We start from the raw sequence: 22,486 nt of genomic DNA on the forward strand, positions 1-22,486 counted from the left end.
TCTTTCAGGTGCGGTCGCGCAACAGCTCGTCGGGGACGACGTCGCGGATGGTCATGGCGGCGGTGAGGAACGCGAGGTGGCTGAGTGCCTGCGGGGTGTTGCCCCAGGCCGAGCCGTCGTCGGCGTCGATCATCTCGGCGTAGATGCCCACGTCGTTGGCCTGGGCGATGAGTTCGTCCATGAGGGTGAGGGCCTCGTCGTGCCGGCCGACGCAGGCGAGCGCCTCGGCACGCCAGAACGCGCACGCCACGAACGTCTTCTCCTCGGCATCCGCCCCGCTGTAGCGGTAGAGGAGCGGACCCGCGCCGAGCTCGTCGGCCAGGGCGTCGATCGTCGACGACATGCGCTCCCCGCGGTCGAAGCCCGACGGCGCGTGCAGCAGCACCGAGGCGTCGAGCTCCTCCGAGCCGGCGTAGAAGACGTACGCCGAGCGCTCGGCGGACCAGCCGTTCTCGTCGATCCACCCGCGGATGCGCTCGCGCTCGGCCCGCCAGCGATCGGCGCTCCCGGGGATCGCACCGGCGTCGGCCAGCGCGACGGCGTCGTCGAGGGCCTTCCAGCAGCCCATCTTCGACGAGACGTAGTGCCGCTCCTCGGGGAGTTCCCACATGCCCGAGTCCGGATTGCGCCACAGATCGCACGTACGGTCGGCGACTCCCGCGAGCATCCGCGCCGTGCCGATGTCGAGCACGTTGCCCGCATCGACGTAGGTGCGGCAGATCGCGAGCAGGTCGCCGTAGACGCCGAGCTGCAGCTGGTCGCCCGCGGGGTTTCCCGTCACGACCGGCCCGATACCTCGCCAGCCCTCGACGTCGTACTCGTGGGGCTCGGGCACGAGCCCGCCGTCGAGCGTGTACATGACGTGGAGCTCGGGGCCGTGCTCGCGGATCGTGCGGAGCATCCACGACAGCGCGGCCTGGGTCTCCTCCCGCAGGCCGAAGCGCACCAGCGCGTGCGCCGTGTAGGCGAGGTCGCGCACCCAGGCGTAACGGTAGTCCCAGTTCTTGCCGCCGGCCGGATTCTCGGGCAGCGATGTGGTGGCGGCAGCGGCGATGGCGCCCGACGGACTGTAGATGAGCAGTTTCAGGGCGAGGGCGCTGCGCTGCACCTGCTCGCTCCAGGGACCCTCGTTCGAGAAGACGCGAGACCAGTGCCGCCAGTTCTCGATCGTGCGATCGATGCCGTCATCCACGTTGTGCGGATCGGGGATGTGGAGGGGTTCGTCGTGCGTGGCCGCGAGGGCGATCAGGTGGCGTGAGCCCGCCGTTGCCGAGAATGCACCGTCGAGACGCGGCCCGTCGGCTCCGTCGGGATCGGGATGCCGTGGCCCGTGATCGAAGCCCACGATGGCGAACGCCGTGGCGCCGCTGCGCACCACCGGGCCGTGGTCGGTGTTCTCGATCCAGGGTGCCGCCGTGCGCAGCGACGTGCCGGGACGCACGCACCAGCGCATCTCCACGGAACCCTCGATGCCGTCGATCCGCCGGGCGAGCTCGGCCCACGGCAGTCGTCCGGCGACACCCGACACCAGGGCGTCCGTGACGCGGACGCGTCCGGCATCCGTCACGAAGGTCGTCTCGAGCACGTTCGTCTCGGGAACATAGAGTCGCTCGGTGCGGAACTCGGCGACGGGCCGCAGCTCGAAGCATCCGCCCGTCTCCTCGTCGAGGAGGCGCGCGAAGACCGGAAGATCGGTGAGATCAGGCAAGGGGAGCCAGTCGATGCAGCCATCCGAGCCGATCAAGGCGACCGTGCGACCGTCGCCGATCGGAGCGTAGGTCTCCAGGGGGCGACCGATGGGGGTGGGCATATCGCCATCGTGCGCGCGTCGGGCGGATGGGGCAAAAGCCTTGCGCGACGGCCGCGCACTCGCTATCGCGCGGGGGCGGCGTCCGCTCTCGCGATCGCTTAGCAGCAGCGCGTATCGCGCGTCAACGGTCGAGGGCCGATGAGGTCGATTCGGGCGTGGCTCCTAGGCTCGGAGGACAACGAGTCGGCACTGCCGGTTCTGCGTCGGTCGAACCGGACGGCGCGCTTCCTGTTCTCTCTCGGTCAGGAGCGACGCCCCGGGGGGCGGAGCGCTCTGCGCACCTCTCGTCGACTTCGCCGGTCCTCCGTCTCGGGCGACGGAGGACCGGACAGTCTTCCTCCCTGGGGCGATCAGAGTCGATTCGTCCCGGCGTCGAGATCGAAGTCGACGACCCAGGCACCGGCCTCCTCGTCGGCACCGCCGTCTGCGGCCCACCGCTTCGGGTAGGAGGGGTGCGAGCGCAAACGCGCGGCGTGCTCCGAGAAGTCCGGATCGGCGCCCGTGGAGGCGTGCGGTCCGACCAGGACGTCGTTGCCCACGCCGACCACGAGCTCGGCCAGTTCCTCTTCGTCCTCGACGAGGATCGGGATCTGCAGGGCCTGCGATCCTCCCTCGTTCGCGATCTCGGCGGCGAGGACGACCAGAGCGTCCGCGACGTCGTCGGTGGTGACGAGCTGCTGAGCGGCGTAGGAGACGAGTTTCATGGCGTCAGCCTGCCAGGGACCGGGCGAAAGGGGAGCGGGGTTGCGGCGGACGCCGTCGACCGGGTAACGCCACGGCGACGGCTATTCTCGAACCCATGCCCGCCTACCCCGAGAACCGCACGGTGAACATCGCGGATTCGCTCAACGCGCTGCCCGCGGGGTCGCCGGTGACCGAAGTGGCACGGCGGCTGCTCGACCTCTTCACCGGGGGCGGCATCGCCCCGGGCACGCGTCTGCCTCCCGAGCGCCAGCTCGCCGCGACGCTCGAGGTGGGGCGTTCGGCGGTGCGCGAAGCGCTCGCGGCGCTCGAGATCCTCGGCATCGTCGACGTGCGCCCGGGCTCGGGCACGTACCTGCGGGGATCGGCGAGCGACCTCCTGCCGCAGACCCTGCGCACCCCCTATCGCCGCCCGAGCGGGCGGGGTACCGTCGCCCCATGGGACGCCTCATCTACTCCATGATCACGTCGCTCGACGGCTACGCGAGCGGTCCGGACGGCGGATTCGACTGGGCGCTCGACCCGGGCGTGCACGCCTTCATCACCGAACGGTTCGACGACGTCGGCACCTACCTGTACGGCCGGCGCATGTACGAGACGATGTCGTACTGGGAGACCGCGCACCTCCAGCCCGACCAGCCGCAGGAGGGCATCGACTACGCCCTGAGCTGGCAGAAGGCCGACAAGATCGTCTTCTCGCGCACGCTGGCCGAGGTGTCGAGCGCCCGCACCCGCATCGAGCGCGAGTTCGACCCGGAGGCGGTCGCGCGGTGGAAGGACGAACTACCGCACGACCTCACGATCGACGGCCCCACGATCGCGGCCGAGGCGATCCGCGCGGGCCTGGTCGACGAGTTCCAGATGTTCATCGGGCCCGGCATCGTGGGCGGCGGGCTGCGGTTCTTCCCCGACGGGGTTCGCCTCGATCTCGACCTGATCGACGAGCACCGATTCGACGGAGGGCTGATGTACCTGAGGTATCAGGTCGCCGGCGCCTGACGGCGGATCGGGGTCAGGGGCGTACGCGCACCGTGCGGGCCTCGAACGACACCAGGTCGCTGTCGTGCAGCTGGCGCCCGCGGCGGCGGTCGACCTCGCCGTTGACCTTCACGAAGCCGTCGATGATCGCCTCTTTCGCGTCGCCGCCGGAGTCGATGAGTCCCGCGAACTTCAGGAACTGGCCGAGGCGGATCACCTCACCGCCGATGGAGACGTCGTCGATAGCGCTCATCCCTGCATCGTATCCGCCCCGGCGCGGGCCTCAGTCGTCGAGGTCGGTGCCGACGACGGCGAAGGCGCTGTCGAGGTCGATGTCGATCGAGCGGTTGTCGCTCGTGAGCACCGACACGTCGTAGGGGCTGACGCTGTCGTCGTCGACGTCGAGGTCGGTGATGAGCCCCTCGGCCTCGTCGAGCGCCGCGGCGACGAGCGAGCGGATGGTCGCCTCATCGAGGGTCAGCGATGGGCCGGTGTCGTCACCGTCGGCGGCATCCGTCGACACGATGCCGGTCGCGAGGTCGGCGGTGACGCGCACCTCGGACTCGTCACCGGATGCCGTCTCGAGCGTGACCTCCCACGAGCCGTCGCGCTTCGCGTCGATCGAGGTGACCTCGCCGTCGGCGGCGCCGCGGGCGGCATCCGCGATCTCGACGATCTCGTCGGCGGAGTCCGAACCGATGCCGGTCACGGGGCCGCCCTGCTGCGGTGCGCCGTCGTCGGAGCGGTCGTCGCCGCGGTCGTCCTGTCCGCGGTCGTCTCCGCGGTCGCCGTCGTGGCGCTGGCCGTCCGACATCGAGGGGCGGTCGTCGTCGTCACCGAGGTCGTCGCCGATCGCCGCTCCGAGGGCGACGCCGCCGCCGGCGAGCACCACGGCCGCGGCGATTCCTCCGCCGATGAGCAGGGCGCGCTTGCGTCCCGGCTTCGGGGCGGGAGCGGCGGGGGCGGCGGATGCTTCGGCCGAGGGTACGGTCGGTGCGGGCGTCGCGGCATCCGTCGTCGGGGTCACGGGGACCGTCGGAGCGTCGGGCGTGGACTCGGGCGTCTGGTCGGGGTTCGGGGTCTTGTCGTTCATGGCTTCATGCTCCCGCGACACCGCTGAAGCCACCCTGAAGCGTCCTGAAGCGGTCTTCAGGAACGCGGCTCCGTGCGGTGGGCCCTTCGACAGGCTCAGGGACCCAGTCGCGCTGGGTCGCTGAGCCTGTCGAAGCGTCCCGTCCCGACAAACCCCGCCACTATCGCGCGAGCGGCAGCGTCACGACGAACCGAGCGCCGCCCCAGCGGGAGTCGTCGACGGCGACCGTTCCACCCGAGGCCGCGGCGATACCCCGCACGATCGCGAGCCCGAGTCCGCTGCCGCCGGCGTCGCGGCTGCGCGCCTCGTCGAGGCGCACGAAGCGTTCGAACACCCGCTCCCGCTCGTCGACCGGCACACCCGCGCCGTCGTCCTCGACGGTGACGAACACGTAGCCGTCGGCGGGTGCGACTCCGATCGCCACGCGGCCCTGCGCGTGCCGGGCTGCGTTGTCGGCGAGGTTGCGCAGCAACTGCCCGAGCAGGCGCGGGTCACCCTCGACGCGGGCGGCGCGGATGCCGGACCCGTCGACCTCCACCCCCGAGGAGCGCAGTCGCCGCACTTCGCCGAGCGCGATGTCGTCGAGGTCGACCGGCTCGTGCACCGAGCCGGCACCCTCGTCGAGGCGGGCGAGCAGCAGCAGCGACTCCACGATGCCCTGCAGCCGCAGCCCCTCGTCCGACACGACCTCGGCCAGTTCGCCGATGCTCGTGGTCGAGGGGTGGGCCTGGGCGAGCTCGGCGTGCTGGCGGATCACGGCGAGGGGCGATCGCAGTTCGTGCGAGGCATCCGACACGAATCTGCGCTGAGCCGTCGCCGACGCGTCGAGCCGATCGAGCATCCCGTTCATGGTCGACGCGAGTGCCGCGATCTCGTCGGCGGAGTCGGGCACCGCCACCCGGTGGTGCAGGCGCTCGGCGGTGATGCCGTCGACCTCCTCGCGGATGCGACTGACCGGCCGCAGCGCGCGTCCGGTCACGAGCCACGTCGTCACGGCGACGAGCAGCAGCAGCAGCGGAACGGCGACGGTGAGCAGAACCGCGACGGTCGACAGTGTCTCGGCGTCGTTCTCGACCGAGACGGCGAGCACGAGGGTCCGGTCGTCGTCGAGGTCGTCCGAGAGCACGAGCATCGGTTCGTCGTCGATGGTCATCGTGACGGCGTCGTCGGTGACGGGCAGAGCGGTCGAGCCGAGGGCATCCCGCGCCTCTTCGCTGGCGGCGCGTACCGATCCGTCGTCGGCGATGATCTGCACGATCTCGTCGTCGAGCCCGCCGAGACCGTCGGCGCCGTCGGGCCCGCGACCGCCCGGCTGGTCGAGCCGCTCGGCGAGCTCGTCGAGGCGCTGCTCGGCGGAGCGCTCGGTCGCCGAATGGATGCTCCCGCTCAGGATGCCGTAGAACGACACCGCGCCGATCGCCAGCGCCACCGCCACGACGACCGTCGCACCGAGCGTGGTGCGGCCGCGCACCGACCGCCAGCCGCGCCTAGCCACCGTCGGCCGCCAATCGGTATCCGGCGCCGCGGATGGTCTCGATCGCCTCGCGGTCGAAGGGCTTGTCGACCTTGCGCCGCAGGTGGCCGACGTAGACCTCGACGATGTTCGGGTCGCCGTCGAAGTCGTCGTCCCACACCCCCTCGATGAGGGTGCGCTTCGAGATCACCTGCCCGCGGTGGCGCATGAGGTACTCGAGCACCGAGAACTCGCGGGCGGTGAGGGTGATCGGCGTCTCGCCGCGCCAGACGTCGTGGGCGGCGGGGTCGAGGCGCAGATCTCCGGCTTCGAGCACGGCCGGGCGCGCGACCGCCCCGCGGCGCACGAGGGCGCGGATCCGGGCGACGAGGATCGCGAACGAGAACGGCTTCGTGACGTAGTCGTCGGCACCGGTCTCGAGGGCCTCGACCTGGTCCCACTCGCCGTCCTTGGCGGTGAGCATGAGCACGGGCGTCCAGTTCTCTTCGGCGCGCAGCGCCTCGCACACCTTCCACCCGCTCATGCCCGGCATCATCAGGTCGAGCACGATCGCGTCGTAGCGGGTCTCGCGGGCGCGCCAGAGCCCATCGACCCCGTTGTGGGCGACGTCGACCGCGAACCCTTCGGCTTCGAGCCCGCGGCGCACGGCGTCGGCGAGACGCACCTCGTCGTCGACCACCAGAATGCGCATGCCTCCAGTGTGCTGCCTTTCTGCTGAAGCGCGGCTGAAGTCGGAGCGCGAGGGCTGATCGACGAGCGCTGAACCGAGCGTCGAGACCCACCAGGAGCGCCGAGACCCACCGCAATTGACGCGGTCTCCGGTGGGTTTCGACGCGAATGATGGGTCTCGACGCACCCACCTCACCCGAGGAACGAGAAGAACTCCCGGCGCGCGGCGCTGAGATCCGTGCCCTCGCGAGTCGGGTGCACGCGGTTGGTGAGCAGCACGCCGAAGGCGCCCGAGCGCGAGACCGCGAACGCGGTGCCCGTGAAGCCGGTGTGGCCGACGGCATCCGCCCCGCCCATCCAGGCCGCGTCGCGCACGCGCAGGCCGACCGCCTGACCGTACCCGGCATCGGCGGTCGCGGCGGGCGTCGTCATCAGACGGATGCCGTCGGCCGACAGCACGCGTCCGCCGGCGCCGACCCCGTCGTCGCGGATCATGCGCGCGAGCGCCGCCACGTCTTCGACCGTCCCGAACAGCCCGGCGTGCCCCGCGGGGCGGCCGAGGGCGTGAGCCAACTCGTCGTGCACCTCGCCGCGCACGAGCCCGCGATGAGGCTGCACCTCGGTCGCCACCGCGAGGTCCGCCGAAGGCTGCCAGGTCACTGACGATGCGCTGAGCAACCCCGTGATCTCGGCCACGTGCGCGTCCAACGCCCGCCCCGAGACCCGCTCCACGACCTCGCCGATCGCGATGAACCCGACGTCCGAGTAGCGGTGCACCGAGCCCGGTGACGCGACGAGCGGCGATCGGAGCACCGCCGAGCGCAGCTCCTCCCCGGTGAGTCCGGTCCGCCACATCCGCCCCTCGGCCGGCAATCCGGACGTATGCGTGAGCAGTTGCCGCAGCGTCACGCCATCGGCCTCCGAGCCGACGGGAACGAACGACCGCACGGGCTCGTCCAGCCCCAGCATCCCGGCGTCGACGAGCCGCAGCACGGCGACGGTCGTGAACGTCTTGGTGAGCGACGCGAGGTCGAACAGGTGCGCCGGGGTCAACGGCATCCGCTCGTCATCGGCGGCGGAGCCGAGCACCACCGCACCGTCGTCGATCGACCGCAGCGATGCCCACGCCGACCCCGGAGCGCCGTTCACCACGCGCGACTCACTTGCTCATGCCGGAGGTGAGGCCGTTGATGATCTGCTTCGTGGCCAGCAGGAACAGCACGACCAGCGGGATCGTGGCGATCGTGAGACCCGCGAACAGCTGCGGCCAGTCGGTGGAGTACTCGCCGAAGAAGCGGGTGAGCCCGACGGGCAGCGTGTACGAGTCGCGGTCGCGCAGCAGGATCAGCGGGTAGAAGAAGTCGTTCCACACGGGCACGAAGCGGAAGACGATCACGGTCGCGAGCGCCGGACGCACGAGCGGCAGCAGGATCTGCACGAAGGTGCGGAACGGACCCGCGCCGTCGATGCGCGCCGCCTCTTCGAGCTCGATCGGCAGGGCGCGGAAGAAGACCGTCAGCACGAAGGTCGTGAACGGGATGCCGAGGGCGCCGTACACGAGGATCAGGCTGAACACGTTGCTGGTCATCTTGAGCGAGTCGAGCAGGTAGAACAGCGGCAGGATCGCGAGGTGCACCGGCAGCATGAGGCCCGAGAGGAACACCGCCTCGATGCCCCGGAAGAACTTCGCCCGCGCCCGGGCGAACGCATAGGCGGCGAGCACCGACACGGCGGTGGTCACGATGACCGAGCCGACGGTGACGGTGATCGAGTTGACGAAGTAGGTGTCGAAGGATGCCGTGATCCACGCGTTCTGGAAGCTCGTGAACGTCGGCGGCACGGGCAGCCCGAGCGGCTCGGTCGCGATCTGCTGCTGGGTGCGCAGCGAGTTGTTGACCATGAGCAGCAGCGGGCCGATCGCGACGAGTGCGTATCCCCACAGGAACACGTTCGCGAACAGGCGTCCGATGAACGGGGTGTCGTTCGTGCGGCTCGACCGGCGTCGGGGCGCGGCGGGGCGACGGCCCGAGACGATGGCCTCGGTGGTCGGCTCCGGGCGGGTTTCGGTGGCGGTGCTCATCAGAACAGCTTTCGTTCGGCGCGACGCATCGTCGAGGTGATCACGACCGAGATCACCATGATGAAGATGAAGAGGACCGTCGCGAGCGCGGAGGAGACGCCGATCGAGTTCGGGTTGCCCGACTCGAAGGCGGTGCGGTAGAAGAGCAGCATCATCACGTCGGTCGACCCGGCGGGGGCGCCGTTGGATCCGGCGAGGGCGAACGGGATCGCCATCGCCTCCATGCTGCCGATGAAGGTGAGCACGGTGATGATGCCGATCGTGGGCGTGAGCATCGGCAGGGTGATGTAGCGGAAGCGCTTGGCGGCGGTCGCGCCGTCGAGTGACGCGGCCTCCTCGATCTCCTCGGGGATGCCGCCGAGCGCCGCGCCGTAGAGCAGGATCGGGAACCCGAGCCACTGCCAGGCGCTCACGAGCACGATCACCCAGATCGCGAGCTGCGGGTCGCCGAGCCACGGCAGGGCAAGGCTCTCGAGGCCCACCCCGCGCAGGATCGCGTTGACCGGACCGAACAGCGGAGACAGCATGAGCGACCACAGGTAGCCGATGACCATCGGGCTCACGAGGTAGGGGAGCGCGAAGATCGTCTGGAAGAAGCGCTTGGTGCGCTTGCGGCGGTGCAGCAGCGTCGCGATGCCGAGGCCGAGCGAGTTCTGGAAGACGAGCGCCCCGGCGAACAGCAGCAGGTTGTGCCCGAACGCGTTCCACAGCTCGGAGGCGTACGGCTCCTTCGTGAGGAGCGTGATGTAGTTGGCGACGCCGGCGAAGCCGCCCTGCTTGGTGCCCTGCCAGTCGAAGAACGAGTAGCTGAGCGCGGCGAGCATCGGGTAGAGGATCAGCACCGCGAAGAGCACGGCCGCGGGCAGCACGAACAGCGCCGCCGTGGGGGTGCTCAGCGCGATGCCCGCGCGGGTGCGGCGCTTCGGGGCGCCCGAGGTGGCGGGGTCGCGCCGGAGGGGGAGGGTCAGGGCCATGGTGTGTCTTTCGCTCCGCGAGGGGGCGCCGGATCGACGCCCCCTCGTGTTCGGATCAGGAACCCGGGGTGAACCAGGTGGAGACCCCGGACTGCAGGTCGGCGCCGAGCTGCTCGGGCGTCTTGTCGCCGAGGAACATCGCCTGGATGTCCGGGCCGAGCACTGCGGTGCCGGTCGGGTCGCCGTAGCGGAAGTCGACGAGCAGCAGGTACGGCGCCGGGTTGGCGGTGTACGCCTCGTTCATCTCCTGCATGAGCGGGTCGGAGTAGGTCACGCCCGGGAGCGCCGAGAACTGGTCGACCTCGTCGGCGACGAGCTGGCCGAACTCCGTCGTGGTCATCCAGTTGAGCAGCTCGGTCGCGGCATCCTGGTTCTCGCTCGCGGCGTTGATGCCGAAGCTGCCGTCGGCGTAGCCCGGGGTGACCGCGTGGTCGAGGGCGCTGCCGGGGGCCGGCGGCACCTCGTACACGCCCCACTCGGTGTCGGGAGCCGAGTTCTGGAACGTCGGCAGGTCGAACGAGCCGCCGGGCCACTGCGCGGCCTGGCCCGAGGTGAACTGCAGCACGGCGTCGGCGACGGCGATCGCGTTGACGTTCTTGTCGAGGTACTTCTGCATGTCCTGCACGATCTGCAGCGACGACACGTAGGCGGGGTCGGTGAAATCGGTCTCGCCGGCGAGCACCTTCTCCTCGAAGTCGGCGCCGCCGTAGTTGGCCGAGCCCACGATGTCGTGGAACATCGGCAGCACCCAGTCCTCGCGGGCGCCGAGCGCCATCGGCGTCACGCCCTCGTCGAGCAGGGTGTCCTGCAGCTCGATGAACTCGTCCCAGTCGGTGGGCTCCTCGAGGCCCATCTCGTCGAACATCGTCTTGTTGTAGAACATCTGCATGGTCTGGTACGCGAAGGGCACGCCGTAGGTGGCCCCGTCGTCCTTGCCCTGAGCGGCGCGCAGCACGGTCGGGTCGAACTGGTCGAGACCGTCGACGATGTCGTCGATCGGCACGATCTGCTCCGACTGGATCGCGGGCTGGATGCCGCCGTAGGCGCGCAGCATGGCGATGTCGGGTCCGTCGCTGCCCTCGAGGCCGGTGGCGAGGATCTGGTTGTACTCGGTGGGCTGGTAGCCCTCGAACTCGATGGTCACGCCGGGGTGCGATTCCTCGTACTTGTCGAAGACGGCTTCCCACTTCGGCGACGAGGATGCCTGCCAGGACCAGATCTTGAGGGTGACCTCTTCGCCATCCCCGTCACCGCTGGACGCGGCGGGAGCGCAGCCCGCGACGGCGAGCCCGGTGACGAGAAGGCCCGCGGTGAACGCGAGTCGGGTGGTGCGGTGTCGCATGGGAATCCTCTCGGTTGATGAGAGCCGTCGGACGGGACCGGGGCGCTCTGCTGTGAATGCCTCTGCCCTACTTTGGGCAATGAGTTACAGAAGATCAAGGGCTTTCTGAAAATTCCTTTCACTTATTGATTCGAATCTGCAATCCTTTTGGCGTGACCACCAGCGCGATGACCGCCATCCACCAGAGGCTCTCCGTGCTCACGCCCACCGAGCGCCGGATCGCCTCCCACGTGCTCGCCGATCCGCAGAGCGCGGTCGACAACTCCATCACCCAGCTGGCGCTCGCCGTGGGCACCTCGGTCGCCAGCATCGCCCGATTCACGCAGAGCCTCGGCTTCTCCGGCTACCCCGATCTGCGCCTCGCCCTCGCCACCGAACTCGACCGCACGGCCTCCGAACGTGAGCGATTCCAAGTGTCCGAGAGCGATGTCAGTCGCCACGACGACGCCCTCACGACCGTGCGCAAGATCGCCTTCGCCGAGGCATCCGCCATCGAGCGCACCGCGCGCCAGATCGACATCGACGTGCTCGAGACGTGCGTCGGCGCCGTGCGCGGCGCTCGCCGCATCGACATCTACGGCGCCGCATCGAGCGGACTCGCCGCTCAAGACCTCGAGCAGAAACTGCACCGCGCCGGACTCGTGGCCCAGGCACGCACCGATCTGCATCTCGCGCTCACCGGCGCCGCCCTGCTCGACGAGCGCGACGTCGCCATCGCGATCTCGCACTCCGGGCGCACGCTCGAGATCGTGCAGTCGGCCGAGGTCGCCGCCCGTGCAGGCGCCACCACCATCGCGATCACCAACAACCCGCGCTCGCCGCTCGCGCGGGTCTGCGATCTCGTGCTGTTCACCGCCGTCTCCGAGTCGACCTTCCGCTCGGGCGCGATGGCCAGCCGCATCGCGCAGCTCGCAGTGCTCGACTTCCTGTTCACCCGCATCGCCCAGGCCGACTACGACACCATCGCCGACAACCTCCAGCGCACCTTCAACGCCGTCACCGACCACAGAATCGACTGATCACATGCCCGCCCTGCACCTCGGTATCGACCGACTGATCCGCCGCGACATCCGCCCCGATCTGCTCGCCCGCCTCACCGGCGGCAGGATCGGGATGCTGACGAACGACCTCGCACTCACCTCCGGGCTGCTGCGGGGGAGGGAGGCGCTCGCCGCGACGGGCTTCTCGTTCACGCGGCTGTTCGGACCCGAGCACGGGTTGAGCGGGCGGGCGCGCGAGGGAGAACACGTCGGCGACCTGCGCGATCCCGTCACCGGCGTCGAGGTGCGCAGCCTCTACGGCGACGCGGTGCGGCCGTCGGCATCCGATCTCGACGATCTCGACGTCGTCCTCGTCGACCTGCCCGACGTCGGCGCCCGCTTCTACACGTACATCTGGACGATGAGCCACCTGCTCGAGGCCTGCGCCGATGCGGGCGTCGCGGTCGTCGTGCTCGACCGCCCGAATCCGCTCGGCGGGCGGCTCGATCGCGCGGAGGGGCCGATGCTCGACGAGGGCGCGCAGTCCCTCGTCGGCCGCTGGACGATGCCGATCCGCCACGGCCTCACGATCGGCGAACTCGCCCGGCACTGGGTGCGCACGCGCGGCATCGACGTCGAGCTCGAGGTCGTCGAGGTGGCGGGTCTCACCCGTGATGCGGCGATCGGTGGAGGGGAGGGCACCTGGATGCCGCCGTCGCCGAACCTGCCGAGCCCCACCACGACGCTGCTGTACCCCGGAACCTGTCTCGCCGAGGGCGTGAACGTGTCGGAAGGTCGCAGCACCGCCGTGCCGTTCCGCGTGATCGCGGCGCCGTTCATCGACGGGGAACGCTACGCCTTCGCCGTCAACGCCGCGGGCCTGCCGGGACTGGCCGCCGTGCCCTACGGGTTCACTCCGCTCGTGCGCGACCACGCGGGCGAGGCGTGCGAGGGCATCATCCTGCACGTGACGGATGCCGAGGCGGTGCGCCCCGTGTCGGCGGGCGTGCGGTTGCTGTCGCTGATCGAGGAGCTGCAGCCGGGCGCGCTCGTCGAGCGCTCGCTCGTGCCGATGCCGGGGGAGTCGGACTGGAGCCCGCTCGAGAAGCTCTTCGGTGTGCGCGGCGCCTTCGCGCAGATCGTCGCGGGCGAGTGGGACGACCCCGCGCGCCTGGCGGTGCCGGACTGGGCGGATGCTGTCGCCGACGACCTCCTGTACGTCTGAGGGTCCGCGCCCCTTCCGGGTCGCAGAGCCCGCCGAAGCACCCCCGCCCCGCAAGAATTCGGAGATCCGACGAGGCACGCCGCGTCGCGGCATCCGTCCCCCGGCGCGTCGCCCGAGAACTCCGAAGTCGTGCGGGGGGCGACCGGATCAGCCCAGGGCGATGAGACGGTCGCAGAGTTCCGGGGACAGAGCTCGATCGGCATAGACACGTCGCTGCATGCCCGACGTGAGGGCGTAGTCGGCGGGCGCGTCTCCCTCCCAGACCTGTGCGAGACCCACCCGCTCGAGCGTGCGCCACGACGCGCGGTTGTGGGCGAGCACGCGGGCGGTGACGGGCAGATCGGGGCGGGCGGCGGTCGCCGCGGCCAGGCCCGCACGGCCGACCTCGGTCGCGAGCCCGTGTCCCCAGGCGCCCGGAGTGAGCCGGTAACCGAGGTTCCACGCGGCGGCCTGATGCGGTCGGATCGCAGCCCCGCCGATCCCGATGACCGTTTCGGTGTCGAGGTCTCCGAGGGGCACGCGCAGTCGCAGCAACCACCAGCCGAGGCCGAACTCCGCCCACGACTTTCCATGATCGGCCGCGCGCGCCCGGCTCTGGGAGATGTCGGTCTCGACGGCCTCCGGCAGATGCGCCCACGTCGCGGGATCGGACTGCAGCGCGAAGATCGCGTCGACGGTCCGAGCATCCGCCGAGGCGATGGGAGTGAGGATCAGGCGGTCGGTCACGGTCTCTTCGAACACCTGCCCACGGTACCCGGGCTCGTGCCGCGGTCTACGCGTAGGCGCGGGTCAGCTGCCGCACGACTTCGGAGATCCGACGAGACACGCCGCGTCGCGGCATCCGTCCCCCGGTGTGTCGCCCGAGAACTCCGAAGTCGTGCAGGAGAACAGCCGGATGCCGTCACTCAGGACGCCGCGAACGCCTTCCGCGCCGCCGCGATCGCGCCCATCGCCCGGGGCCAACCCACGTAGAACGCCAAGTGCGTGATCGCCTCGACCAGCTCCTCCTCGGTCACGCCGTTGTCGCGGGCGAAGCCCAGGTGGAACTCGAGCTGGTCGACGGCCCCGAGCGTGACGAGCGCCGACACCGTGACGAGACTGCGGTCGCGCGGCGAGAGTTCGGGCCGGGCCCAGACCTCGTCGAAAAGCACGGCATCCGTGTAGTGGGCGAGGGCCGGGGCGATGTCGCCGACGGAACGCTGCCCGCCCGTCCAGCCGGTCATGCGCCGACCGCCCCGTCGAACTCGGCATCCGTCACGTGCTCTTTCCACGTCGTGGTCGCCGCCGGGTCGTCGCCCGCTTCGAGGATCGCGATGTGCTCCATGAAGCAGCCGGGCGCCGCCGCGTGCCAGTGGTCCTGGCCGGGCGGCGTGTAGAGCGTCTGCCCCGGATGCACCTCGATGATGTTGCCGTCGCGGTCGCCGAACCGGGCGACCCCCGAGGTCACGCGCAGGTACTGGCCGCGCGCATGCGAGTGCCAGGCGGTGCGGGCGCCGGGCGCGAAGCGCACGAGGGCGACGGTCGCGCGCTGGCCCGCCTCGTGCGGGGCGGCGATCACGTCGAGCCAGACGTCGCCGGCGAACTGCTCCGGCGGGTTCTTCGTGGTGGGAACGGATGCTTCGATGTGCATGGTGTCTCCTCTCGAATGTCGACGGTCAGTCCGTCGTCAGCAGCACCTTGGTCGCACGGCGCTCGTCCATCGCCCGGTACCCCTCGGATGCCTCGTCGAGGGGCAGCGTGAGGTCGAAGACGACGCCGGGGTCGATCTCGCGGTCCCAGATGAGCTGGATCAGCTCGGGCAGGTAGGCGCGCACGGGAGCAGGCCCGCCGTGCAGGTGCACGCTCGAGAAGAACAGCTCGAAGCCGTCGAGCGACACGTCGTGCGAGACGCCGACGTATCCGACGTGCCCGCCGGCCCGGGTCGCGCGGATCGCCTGCTCCATCGACTCCTGCGTGCCGACGGCCTCGATGGTGCTGTGCGCGCCGAGCCCGCCGGTCAGCTCCTTGATCGCGGCGACGCCGGCATCCCCGCGCTCCTCGACGATGTCGGTCGCACCGAAGCGGCGCGCGAGCGCCTGGCGGTCGGCGTGACGCGACATCGCGATGATGCGCTCCGCACCGAGCTGCTTCGCGGCGAGGATGCCGAGCAGTCCGACGGCGCCGTCACCGACGACCGCGACGGTCTTGCCGGGGCCGGCTTCGGCGGCGATGGCCGCGTACCAGCCGGTGCCGAGCACATCGGATGCCGCGAGCAGCGACGGCACGAGGTCGGCGGAGGGCTCGCCCGGCGTCTTCACGAGGGTGCCGTCGGCGAGGGGGATGCGCGCGTACTGCGCCTGGGTGCCGACGGATCCCATCATCACCTGGTGCACGCAGCGCGACTGGTAGCCCGCCCGGCAGATCTCGCAGGTGTTGTCGGAGGCGACGAACGAGCCGACGACGTAGTCTCCGGGCGCGACGGAGGTCACGGAATCGCCGACGGTCTCGACGACACCGATGTACTCGTGGCCCATCCGCTGTCCGTGCGGGGCGAGGGGCTCGAGGCCGCGGTACGGCCAGAGGTCCGACCCGCAGATGCAGGTCGCGGTGACGCGGATGATCGCGTCGGTCGGCTCGACGATGACGGGCATCTCGAGGTCTTCGGTCCGGACATCGCCGGGGGCGTGCATGACGACTCCACGCATGTGGGTGGTCTCCTTCTCTGAGTGGATGCCTCCCACTGTGCGCCTCGCGCGACGGGGGAGGGAGTCCCTGTGAAGGGGTGTACCGGCAGGGCACCCCTCACGCCTCCCGCAGAGGCGACCTGCGACCTACCCTGAAGTCATGGACAACCGATCCGAGGTGCGCGAGTTCCTGATGACCCGCCGCGCACGGCTCACCCCCGAGGCGGTGGGACTCACCGCCGGCACCAACCGTCGTGTCGCCGGGCTGCGGCGCAGTGAGGTCGCAGCGATCGCCGGGGTGAGCGTGGAGTACTACGCGAAACTCGAACGGGGCGCGCTCGCCGGGGCGTCGGCATCCGTTCTCGATGCGCTGTCGCGGGCTCTGCTGCTCGACGAGGCCGAGCGGGCGCATCTGCTCGACCTGGCGCGCGCCGCCGACGGCGTGCCCGCCAGCGGGCGTGCGCGCCGCCGGGCGACGAAGCAGAGCGCCCCGCGCCCGAGTCTGACGTGGGCGCTCGCCGCGATGACGGATGCCGTGGCCTTCGTGCGCGACGCGAACCAGAACCTGCTCGCGACCAACGAGCTGGGCCGCGCCTTCTACTCGCCCGTGATCGGCGATGGCGGGCGCACCCCGAATCTCGCGCGCTTCCAGTTCCTCGACCCCGCGTCGCGGGACTTCTATCCGGACTGGGACCTCTTCGCGAGCATGTGCGTCGGCATCATGCGCGCCGAGGCGGGTCGCGACCCGCACGACAAGGGCATGCAGGATCTGGTGGGCGAGCTGTCGACCCGCAGCGAGGTCTTCCGCGCGCTGTGGGCGGCGCACGATGTGCGGATCCACGGCACCGGCACGAAGCGGTTCCGGCACCCGGTCGTCGGTGAGCTGACGCTCGCCTACGAGGAACTGGCGATCACCGCCGAGCCCGGCAACGTGCTCATGATCTACACCGCCGAACCCGGATCGCCGTCGGCCGAGCGGCTGCGTCTGCTCGCCTCGTGGGCGGCGGAGCATCCTCCCGTCGAAGTCGCCACCGAATCTGCGTAAGAAAATCGCACCTGTCTCGTCGTGTTAGATGGCGCCGTTCCCTCATCGCGCGCCACGTCTTCGGTCCGTCTCCCCGTCGGACCGGGGCATCACGGAGGGGAGGAGGCTGGGGAGCGTCCTCCCCTCCCTCTCCGTTCGGGCCCGCGCGCGGTCAGGGCGCGACGGGGTAGTGGCTCGTGATCGCGATCCGGTTCCAGCTGTTGATCACGACGACGAGCCAGGTGACCGCGGCGATCTGCTTCTCGGTCAGCACGTCTTCGGGCGTGATGCCGCGATCGGGCAGGCGCCCGTGGTCGCCGATCAGCGTCACCCGCTCGGCGATGACGAGGGCGGCCTGCTCCTCGGGGCTGAAGTACTGCGACTCCCACCAGCCGGCGAGCACGGCCAGTCGGTCGGCGGTCTCGCCGTGCTTCACGGCATCCGCGGCGTGCATGCGCAGGCAGAACGCGCAGCCGTTGAGCTGCGAGGCCCGCACCTTCACCAGTTCGACGAGCAGCGGCGAGAGCCCGGCATCCGTTCCGGCCTCGGCGGCCGTGCCCGCGAACGCGAGCATCGCCTGGTAGGGAGCGGGGTAGGTCTTGCCGATGTTGACGTGCGACACGTTGTCTCCTTCGTCGGCGCGGGGTGCGCCGTCGAAGTGTTGACGCCGTAGGCGGGGGAAGTGTGACGGACGGTGCGCGTGACTCCGGAAGACCTTGTGCCGCCGGCCCCGATTCGGTCGAATCCGGCCCGAACCCTCCGATTCTCCGGAGTCACGCGCACCCCGCGTCCCCAACTCAGGAAGATCAGGGCTCGGGCGGTCCGAATCGACTGTTCTCGGTGCGGTTTCGCCCGTTGTTCCTGAGTTGGGTACAGCTCCGGTACCGGTCTGAGGCGGTGGCGGTTCATAACTCCTCGAAAACGAGTCTGCGGAGTCCGAAAGCGGTGCGAACTTGGCGGTTCGCCGATGTTCTTCCGGAGTTATGAACGCGCGACCGCTGAGACCAGCCCCGCGATCAGCGGATTCTCGTCGAGCGGATCGGTGATCACGGCGGTCGCGACGGCGAGATCGAGCACGGGGAAGCGCGAGACCGCGCCGATCTTCTCCTCGCTCGCGAGCACGATCGTCTCGGCGCAGCGCTCGGCGATGGCGCGCTTGGTGACGGCGTCGTCGAGGCTGCCGGTGGTGAGGCCGTGCTCGGGGTGGATGCCGGTGGCGCCGAGGTAGAACGTGTCGGCGGCCAGGTGACGGATCGCCTCCATCGCGAGGGCACCGCCGGCGACCATCGAGTGCCGCGACAGCTCGCCGCCGATCATGACGACCCGCGCATCGGAGTGCGCGGCGACCGCGAGAGCGATCGCGGGGCTCGGGGTGATGACGGTGAGATCGGCGCCGGACGGCAGCAGACGGGCGAGGGCGAGGGTGGTCGTGCCGGCGTCGAGCACGATGGTCGAGCCCGGACGGATGCCGTCGGCCGCACGCCGCGCGACCCGCTCCTTGCTCGCCGTCGCGAGGTCCGACCGCTCGTCGACGGGGCGGTCGGCGGCGGGCACGGGGAGGGCGCCGCCGTAGACACGGATGGCCTTGCCCTCGTCGGCGAGTTCGCGCAGGTCGCGGCGGATGGAGTCCTCGGAGAGCGCGAGTTCGGCGGCGACGTCCTTCGCGACGACCCGGCCGTCGCGGGCGAGGATCTCGAGCAGATGGGTCTTGCGCTGCGCACCGAGCATTTGCGTTCCTTCATGAAGTTGCACGTTCTTGCACGGTTAACGCTACAGTCTTCGGCATGAGAACTCCACTGCTGATCCTGATCGCCGGTCCCTACCGCTCCGGAACCGACGGCGACCCCGCGCGCATCGCCGCCAACCTCGAGCGGCTCGAAGAGGCATCCGCTCCGATCTTCCGCCTCGGGCACGTGCCGATGATCGGCGAATGGGTCGCGCTGCCGATCCTGCGCACACGCGGCGCGACGGGCGCCGCGGATGCCGACGGCGACGTCATGTACGAGACCGCGCACCGACTGCTGCAGCACTGCGATGCGGTGCTGCGTCTGCCCGGGGCATCCGCCGGCGCCGACACGGACGTCGAGATCGCCCGCGAGCGCGGCCTGCCGGTGTACTTCTCGATCGACGAGATCCCGGCGGCCTGAGCGATTCGAACGCCCCGCGGGAACCTAGGCTGGAGGCATGACCAAGAACCTCTGGACCATCCTCGGCGTCATCGTGGCGATCGTGATCGCCTGGTGGATCGTGAGCGCGCTGTTCTCGATCCTCTGGTTCGTCGCCAAGCTCGCGATCGTGCTGGTCGTCGCGGTCGTGGTCTTCCTCGTGCTGCGCGGGCTGTTCAGCTCGCGGTCGACCGACTGACCGAAGCGTCAGGGAACGCGACGCCGGTCAGCTCCTCCGACAGCCGCCAGATGCGCGCGGCATCCGCCTCGCTGCGCAGCCGGGAGTAGAGCGGCTGCTCGGCCGGTGCACCGCCGAGGTGCCCGGGTCCCTTCGGGCCGTAGAGGCGGCGGGCCCGGGCATCCGATGACGTCGCCGCGTACAGCGCGGGCAGCGCGGCGGTCTCGGGTGTGCCCAGCAGGATGCCGCGCGCCGACGCCCAGCGGATCACGCGCACACCCACGGTGTCGCGGGATCGCCCGAGTTCGGGTCGCGCCGCGAGCAGGTTCGTCGGGGCGACACCCGGGTGCGACAGATTGCTCGTGATGCCCCAGCCGTGGGCCGCGCTGCGACGGTCGAGCTCGAGCCCGAACATCCCGAACGCGATCTTGGACTGGCTGTAGGCGCGCCCGCCGCTGTACGAACGCTCCCACCCGAGGTCGTCCCAATTGATGGCGCCCTGGTTCGCGGCGACGCTCACCTGCGAGGTGACGCGTGCTCGCCCGGCCCGCAGCAGCGGAAGCAGGTGCCCGACGAGGGCGAAGTGGCCGAGATGGTTGGTGCCGAACTGCAGCTCGAAGCCGTCGGCGGTGGTCTGGCGATCGGGTGGAGTCATGACACCGGCGTTGTTCACGAGCAGGTGGATCGGTCGTCCGTCCGACAGCAGGTTCTCGCCGAGTGCGGCGACGGATGCCAGTGACGAGAGGTCGAGCGCGGCGATCTGCACGCGGGCGTCGGGCGCGACGGCGCGGATGACGGATGCCGCCGCCTCGCCCTTCGCCGGATTGCGAACGGGCAGCACCAGCTCGGCGCCGGCGGCGGCGAGGCGGGTCGCGATGCGCAGGCCGATGCCGTCGCTGCCTCCCGTGACGACGGCGCGGTGGCCGGTGAGGTCGGGGATCTCGATGTCGATGCTTCTGCGGGTCATGGTGTGCTCCTTCGTGGTCTGCTTCCAGCGTGCGGTCGTCGGCCCCGCGCATCCAGGACACGTCATGCAGTGGATACGCCTCGGCCGCGGGTGCGAGGATCGGTGCGGCGAAAGGACGGTGCCGGATGGCGATCGACAGAGAGGCGCTGGCGGGGTTCCTGCGACTGCGCCGAGACAGCCTGCAGCCGGAGGACGTCGGGCTGCACCGGGGTCAGCGCCGCCGCACCGAGGGGCTGCGCCGGGAGGAGGTCGCGGCGCTCAGCCATATGTCGGCCGACTACTACGCCCGTCTCGAACGCGGCGACGGGCCGTTGCCCTCGGAGCAGATGATCGCCGCGATCGCGCAGGGCCTGCACCTCACGATCGACGAGCGCGACCACCTCTTCCGCCTCGCGGGGCACGAACCGCCACCGCGCGGGGGAGCGGGCGACCACATCGGCCCGGGCATGCTGCGCATCTTCGACCGCCTGGGCGACACTCCGGCCGAGATCGTCAGCGAGCTCGGCGAGACGCTGCGGCAGACGCCGCTCGGGATCGCGCTGACGGGCGATACGGCATCGTTGCGCGGTCCCGAGCGCAGCATCGGTTATCGCTGGTTCAGCGACCCGCGCACGCGCGAGCTGTACGCCGAAGACGAGCACGACTACCTCTCGCGGCTCTGGGTGTCGGGGCTGCGCGAGGTGATCGCACGGCGCGGTCCCCGGTCGCGGGCGGCGGCGATCGCCGACGATCTGCACGCGCAGAGCGCCGAGTTCCGGGAGATCTGGGAGACGCACGAGGTCGGGCTCCGCCCGCACGAGACGAAGCGCTTCGTGCACCCGGATCTCGGGGCGCTCGAACTCACCTGTCAGAGCCTGCTCGATCCGGAGCAGTCGCAGGCGCTGCTCGTGTACACGGCGATCCCCGGGAGCGAGAGCCACGAGAAGCTGCGGATGCTGTCGGCCCTGGCCCCTCGCGTCGCCGTGTGAGATAGTGCGTACGATCGTACGCACACGGTGATACCCTCGATCCATGACCGACTACTTCGCGGGCGACCCCCGCACGCAGCGGGAGCGGATGCTCGCCGGCGACCTGTACATCGGCGACGACCCCGAGCTCGCCGCCCGCACGGCCCGCGCCGCGCGCCTGGCCGACCTCTACCACCGGCAGACGATCTCGGGCGACCCGGCCGCGCGCGGCTGGCTGCAGGACCTCATCGGCGACCTCGGCGACGACGTCGCGATCCGTCCGCCCCTGCACGTCGACTACGGCGATCACATCTCGATCGGCGCGCGCACCTTCGTGAACTTCAACCTCACGGCACTCGACGTCGCCACGATCACGATCGGTGCCGACTGCCAGATCGGCCCGAACGTGCAGCTGCTCACGCCCACGCATCCGATCGACCCGACGATGAGGCGCGACAAGCTCGAGGCCGCCGAACCCATCGTCATCGGCGACAACGTGTGGCTCGGCGGGGGAGTGATCGTGTGCCCCGGCGTGACCATCGGCGAGAACTCCGTGATCGGCGCGGGCGCCGTCGTCACCCGCGACATCCCGGCGAACGTCGTCGCCGTCGGCAACCCGGCACGCGTGATCCGCGAGATCGACACGGCCGATGGCGCCTGAACCGGGCAGTCGCCGCGGGCGCCAGAACGATCCCGCGCGCCGCGACCGCATCATCGACGCCTGCCTCGACGTCGTCGCCGAGTCCGGCGTCGCGGGGGCGTCGCACCGTCGCATCGCCGAGGCCGCCGGTGTGCCCCTCGGGTCGATGACCTACTACTTCGACGGCATCGACGACCTGCTGCGGGAGGCGTTCACGCGCTTCGGCACCGAGATCAGCGAGCGGTTCGAGAAGCGGATGGCGGCGGCATCCGACCCCGCCGAGGCGCGCGCCGCGGTGGTCGAACTGATCCTGCGCGACGTGTTCGGCGACGCGCGCGAGCTCGTTCTCTCGCATGAGATCTACACGCTCGCCGCCCGCGATCCCGCTTACCGGGCGATCACGACGGCATGGATGGCCCGGAGCCGCGTGGCCCTCGAACGACACTTCGACCCGCAGACCGCCCGGATGCTCGACGCCCTGATCGAGGGCCTCTCGATCCACCGCGCCCTCGATGACGACGAGCGCGACCCGGCCGAGGTCGCCATCGCCGTCGAGCGCATCACCACTCGCTGAC

At 70.5% G+C, this 22,486-nt stretch carries 26 protein-coding genes and 1 pseudogene; 10 read left to right on the forward strand and 17 right to left on the reverse strand.

The genetic code is table 11. From position 1 onward, the window contains the following. Nucleotides 1-4: 4 nt before the first annotated feature. Complete coding sequence (locus WFJ97_RS10580) at nucleotides 5-1,810, reverse strand: glycoside hydrolase family 15 protein (RefSeq protein WP_336641456.1); 1,806 nt, start codon at nucleotides 1,808-1,810, stop codon at nucleotides 5-7. A gap of 350 nt (nucleotides 1,811-2,160) precedes the next feature. Continuing rightward, nucleotides 2,161-2,514: a hypothetical protein gene (locus WFJ97_RS10585; protein WP_336641457.1), complete on the reverse strand. Its 354-nt coding sequence runs from the start codon at nucleotides 2,512-2,514 to the stop codon at nucleotides 2,161-2,163. A gap of 95 nt (nucleotides 2,515-2,609) precedes the next feature. Between WFJ97_RS10585 and WFJ97_RS10590 the strand changes: the two are divergent. Both WFJ97_RS10590 and WFJ97_RS10595 read left to right on the forward strand, forming a co-directional pair. Further along, a pseudogene (locus WFJ97_RS10590) lies at nucleotides 2,610-2,909 on the forward strand (FadR/GntR family transcriptional regulator); the annotation flags it as partial. Nucleotides 2,910-2,950: 41 nt separating this feature from the next. Beyond that, on the forward strand, nucleotides 2,951-3,511 hold the full coding sequence (locus WFJ97_RS10595) for a dihydrofolate reductase family protein (RefSeq protein WP_336641458.1): 561 nt from the start codon (nucleotides 2,951-2,953) through the stop codon (nucleotides 3,509-3,511). A gap of 13 nt (nucleotides 3,512-3,524) precedes the next feature. Here WFJ97_RS10595 and WFJ97_RS10600 read toward each other — a convergent pair whose 3' ends face one another. The 8 genes from WFJ97_RS10600 to WFJ97_RS10635 form a co-directional block, all read right to left on the reverse strand. After that, the gene (locus tag WFJ97_RS10600; RefSeq protein ID WP_336641459.1) at nucleotides 3,525-3,743 is read right to left on the reverse strand and encodes an RNA-binding S4 domain-containing protein; all 219 of its coding nucleotides are present in this window, start codon (nucleotides 3,741-3,743) and stop codon (nucleotides 3,525-3,527) included. 30 nt (nucleotides 3,744-3,773) lie between these two features. Then, nucleotides 3,774-4,583, reverse strand: a complete 810-nt coding sequence (locus WFJ97_RS10605; RefSeq protein WP_336641460.1) for a hypothetical protein — start codon at nucleotides 4,581-4,583, stop codon at nucleotides 3,774-3,776. Between the two features lie 160 nt (nucleotides 4,584-4,743). Next, nucleotides 4,744-6,078 (reverse strand): HAMP domain-containing sensor histidine kinase, encoded by a 1,335-nt coding sequence (locus tag WFJ97_RS10610; RefSeq protein WP_336641461.1) that lies wholly within the window; start codon nucleotides 6,076-6,078, stop codon nucleotides 4,744-4,746. Next, entirely contained in the window at nucleotides 6,071-6,748 is a 678-nt protein-coding gene (locus tag WFJ97_RS10615; protein WP_247624126.1) for a response regulator transcription factor, read from the reverse strand. Before WFJ97_RS10615 ends, WFJ97_RS10610 begins: the two co-directional genes overlap by 8 nt. A gap of 170 nt (nucleotides 6,749-6,918) precedes the next feature. Further along, entirely contained in the window at nucleotides 6,919-7,875 is a 957-nt protein-coding gene (locus WFJ97_RS10620; protein ID WP_336641462.1) for a serine hydrolase domain-containing protein, read from the reverse strand. A gap of 10 nt (nucleotides 7,876-7,885) precedes the next feature. Continuing rightward, a complete protein-coding gene (locus WFJ97_RS10625) occupies nucleotides 7,886-8,806 on the reverse strand; it encodes a carbohydrate ABC transporter permease (RefSeq protein WP_336641463.1) in 921 nt (306 codons plus the stop codon). Further along, complete coding sequence (locus WFJ97_RS10630) at nucleotides 8,806-9,780, reverse strand: carbohydrate ABC transporter permease (RefSeq protein WP_247624129.1); 975 nt, start codon at nucleotides 9,778-9,780, stop codon at nucleotides 8,806-8,808. The genes WFJ97_RS10625 and WFJ97_RS10630 overlap by 1 nt, the downstream gene beginning before the upstream one ends. 55 nt (nucleotides 9,781-9,835) lie before the next feature. Next, complete coding sequence (locus WFJ97_RS10635; RefSeq protein WP_247624130.1) at nucleotides 9,836-11,122, reverse strand: ABC transporter substrate-binding protein; 1,287 nt, start codon at nucleotides 11,120-11,122, stop codon at nucleotides 9,836-9,838. A 152-nt stretch (nucleotides 11,123-11,274) separates the two neighbouring features. Here WFJ97_RS10635 and WFJ97_RS10640 point away from each other — a divergent pair, with 152 nt between their 5' ends. Both WFJ97_RS10640 and WFJ97_RS10645 read left to right on the forward strand, forming a co-directional pair. Continuing rightward, nucleotides 11,275-12,141, forward strand: a complete 867-nt coding sequence (locus WFJ97_RS10640; protein WP_336641464.1) for a MurR/RpiR family transcriptional regulator — start codon at nucleotides 11,275-11,277, stop codon at nucleotides 12,139-12,141. 4 nt (nucleotides 12,142-12,145) lie between these two features. After that, complete coding sequence (locus WFJ97_RS10645) at nucleotides 12,146-13,327, forward strand: exo-beta-N-acetylmuramidase NamZ family protein (protein WP_336641465.1); 1,182 nt, start codon at nucleotides 12,146-12,148, stop codon at nucleotides 13,325-13,327. A 147-nt stretch (nucleotides 13,328-13,474) separates the two neighbouring features. Here WFJ97_RS10645 and WFJ97_RS10650 read toward each other — a convergent pair whose 3' ends face one another. From WFJ97_RS10650 to WFJ97_RS10665, 4 genes are all read right to left on the reverse strand, one after another. Beyond that, complete coding sequence (locus WFJ97_RS10650; RefSeq protein ID WP_336641466.1) at nucleotides 13,475-14,068, reverse strand: GNAT family N-acetyltransferase; 594 nt, start codon at nucleotides 14,066-14,068, stop codon at nucleotides 13,475-13,477. A 164-nt stretch (nucleotides 14,069-14,232) separates the two neighbouring features. Next, nucleotides 14,233-14,550, reverse strand: a complete 318-nt coding sequence (locus WFJ97_RS10655) for a carboxymuconolactone decarboxylase family protein (RefSeq protein ID WP_247633490.1) — start codon at nucleotides 14,548-14,550, stop codon at nucleotides 14,233-14,235. Beyond that, complete coding sequence (locus WFJ97_RS10660) at nucleotides 14,547-14,957, reverse strand: (R)-mandelonitrile lyase (RefSeq protein WP_336641467.1); 411 nt, start codon at nucleotides 14,955-14,957, stop codon at nucleotides 14,547-14,549. The genes WFJ97_RS10655 and WFJ97_RS10660 overlap by 4 nt, the downstream gene beginning before the upstream one ends. 25 nt (nucleotides 14,958-14,982) lie before the next feature. Next, on the reverse strand, nucleotides 14,983-16,011 hold the full coding sequence (locus WFJ97_RS10665) for a zinc-dependent alcohol dehydrogenase family protein (RefSeq protein ID WP_336641468.1): 1,029 nt from the start codon (nucleotides 16,009-16,011) through the stop codon (nucleotides 14,983-14,985). 139 nt (nucleotides 16,012-16,150) lie between these two features. Between WFJ97_RS10665 and WFJ97_RS10670 the strand changes: the two genes are divergently transcribed. Further along, entirely contained in the window at nucleotides 16,151-17,035 is an 885-nt protein-coding gene (locus tag WFJ97_RS10670; protein ID WP_336641469.1) for a helix-turn-helix domain-containing protein, read from the forward strand. A 151-nt stretch (nucleotides 17,036-17,186) separates the two neighbouring features. Here WFJ97_RS10670 and WFJ97_RS10675 read toward each other — a convergent pair whose 3' ends face one another. Then, complete coding sequence (locus tag WFJ97_RS10675; protein WP_247633493.1) at nucleotides 17,187-17,636, reverse strand: carboxymuconolactone decarboxylase family protein; 450 nt, start codon at nucleotides 17,634-17,636, stop codon at nucleotides 17,187-17,189. 359 nt (nucleotides 17,637-17,995) lie between these two features. Further along, nucleotides 17,996-18,742: a DeoR/GlpR family DNA-binding transcription regulator gene (locus WFJ97_RS10680; RefSeq protein WP_336641470.1), complete on the reverse strand. Its 747-nt coding sequence runs from the start codon at nucleotides 18,740-18,742 to the stop codon at nucleotides 17,996-17,998. A gap of 56 nt (nucleotides 18,743-18,798) precedes the next feature. Between WFJ97_RS10680 and WFJ97_RS10685 the strand changes: the two genes are divergently transcribed. After that, nucleotides 18,799-19,161: a DUF4406 domain-containing protein gene (locus tag WFJ97_RS10685; protein ID WP_336641471.1), complete on the forward strand. Its 363-nt coding sequence runs from the start codon at nucleotides 18,799-18,801 to the stop codon at nucleotides 19,159-19,161. A gap of 37 nt (nucleotides 19,162-19,198) precedes the next feature. Beyond that, the gene (locus WFJ97_RS10690; protein ID WP_247633496.1) at nucleotides 19,199-19,378 is read left to right on the forward strand and encodes a hypothetical protein; all 180 of its coding nucleotides are present in this window, start codon (nucleotides 19,199-19,201) and stop codon (nucleotides 19,376-19,378) included. Here the strand turns inward: WFJ97_RS10690 and WFJ97_RS10695 are convergent. Continuing rightward, the gene (locus WFJ97_RS10695) at nucleotides 19,356-20,324 is read right to left on the reverse strand and encodes an SDR family oxidoreductase (protein WP_336641472.1); all 969 of its coding nucleotides are present in this window, start codon (nucleotides 20,322-20,324) and stop codon (nucleotides 19,356-19,358) included. The two genes, WFJ97_RS10690 and WFJ97_RS10695, sit on opposite strands and share 23 nt — an antisense overlap. Before the next feature lie 125 nt (nucleotides 20,325-20,449). Between WFJ97_RS10695 and WFJ97_RS10700 the strand changes: the two genes are divergently transcribed. The 3 genes from WFJ97_RS10700 to WFJ97_RS10710 are packed head-to-tail and all read left to right on the forward strand — an operon-like array spanning nucleotide 20,450 to nucleotide 22,485. Beyond that, the gene (locus tag WFJ97_RS10700) at nucleotides 20,450-21,292 is read left to right on the forward strand and encodes a helix-turn-helix transcriptional regulator (RefSeq protein ID WP_336641473.1); all 843 of its coding nucleotides are present in this window, start codon (nucleotides 20,450-20,452) and stop codon (nucleotides 21,290-21,292) included. A 43-nt stretch (nucleotides 21,293-21,335) separates the two neighbouring features. Continuing rightward, entirely contained in the window at nucleotides 21,336-21,932 is a 597-nt protein-coding gene (locus WFJ97_RS10705) for a sugar O-acetyltransferase (protein ID WP_247633499.1), read from the forward strand. Beyond that, nucleotides 21,922-22,485: a TetR/AcrR family transcriptional regulator gene (locus tag WFJ97_RS10710; protein ID WP_247624145.1), complete on the forward strand. Its 564-nt coding sequence runs from the start codon at nucleotides 21,922-21,924 to the stop codon at nucleotides 22,483-22,485. The genes WFJ97_RS10705 and WFJ97_RS10710 overlap by 11 nt, the downstream gene beginning before the upstream one ends. Nucleotide 22,486: the final 1 nt, after the last annotated feature.

It is taken from the genome of Microbacterium sp. USHLN272, assembly GCF_037149655.1.
Lineage (GTDB): Bacteria > Actinomycetota > Actinomycetes > Actinomycetales > Microbacteriaceae > Microbacterium > Microbacterium galbinum.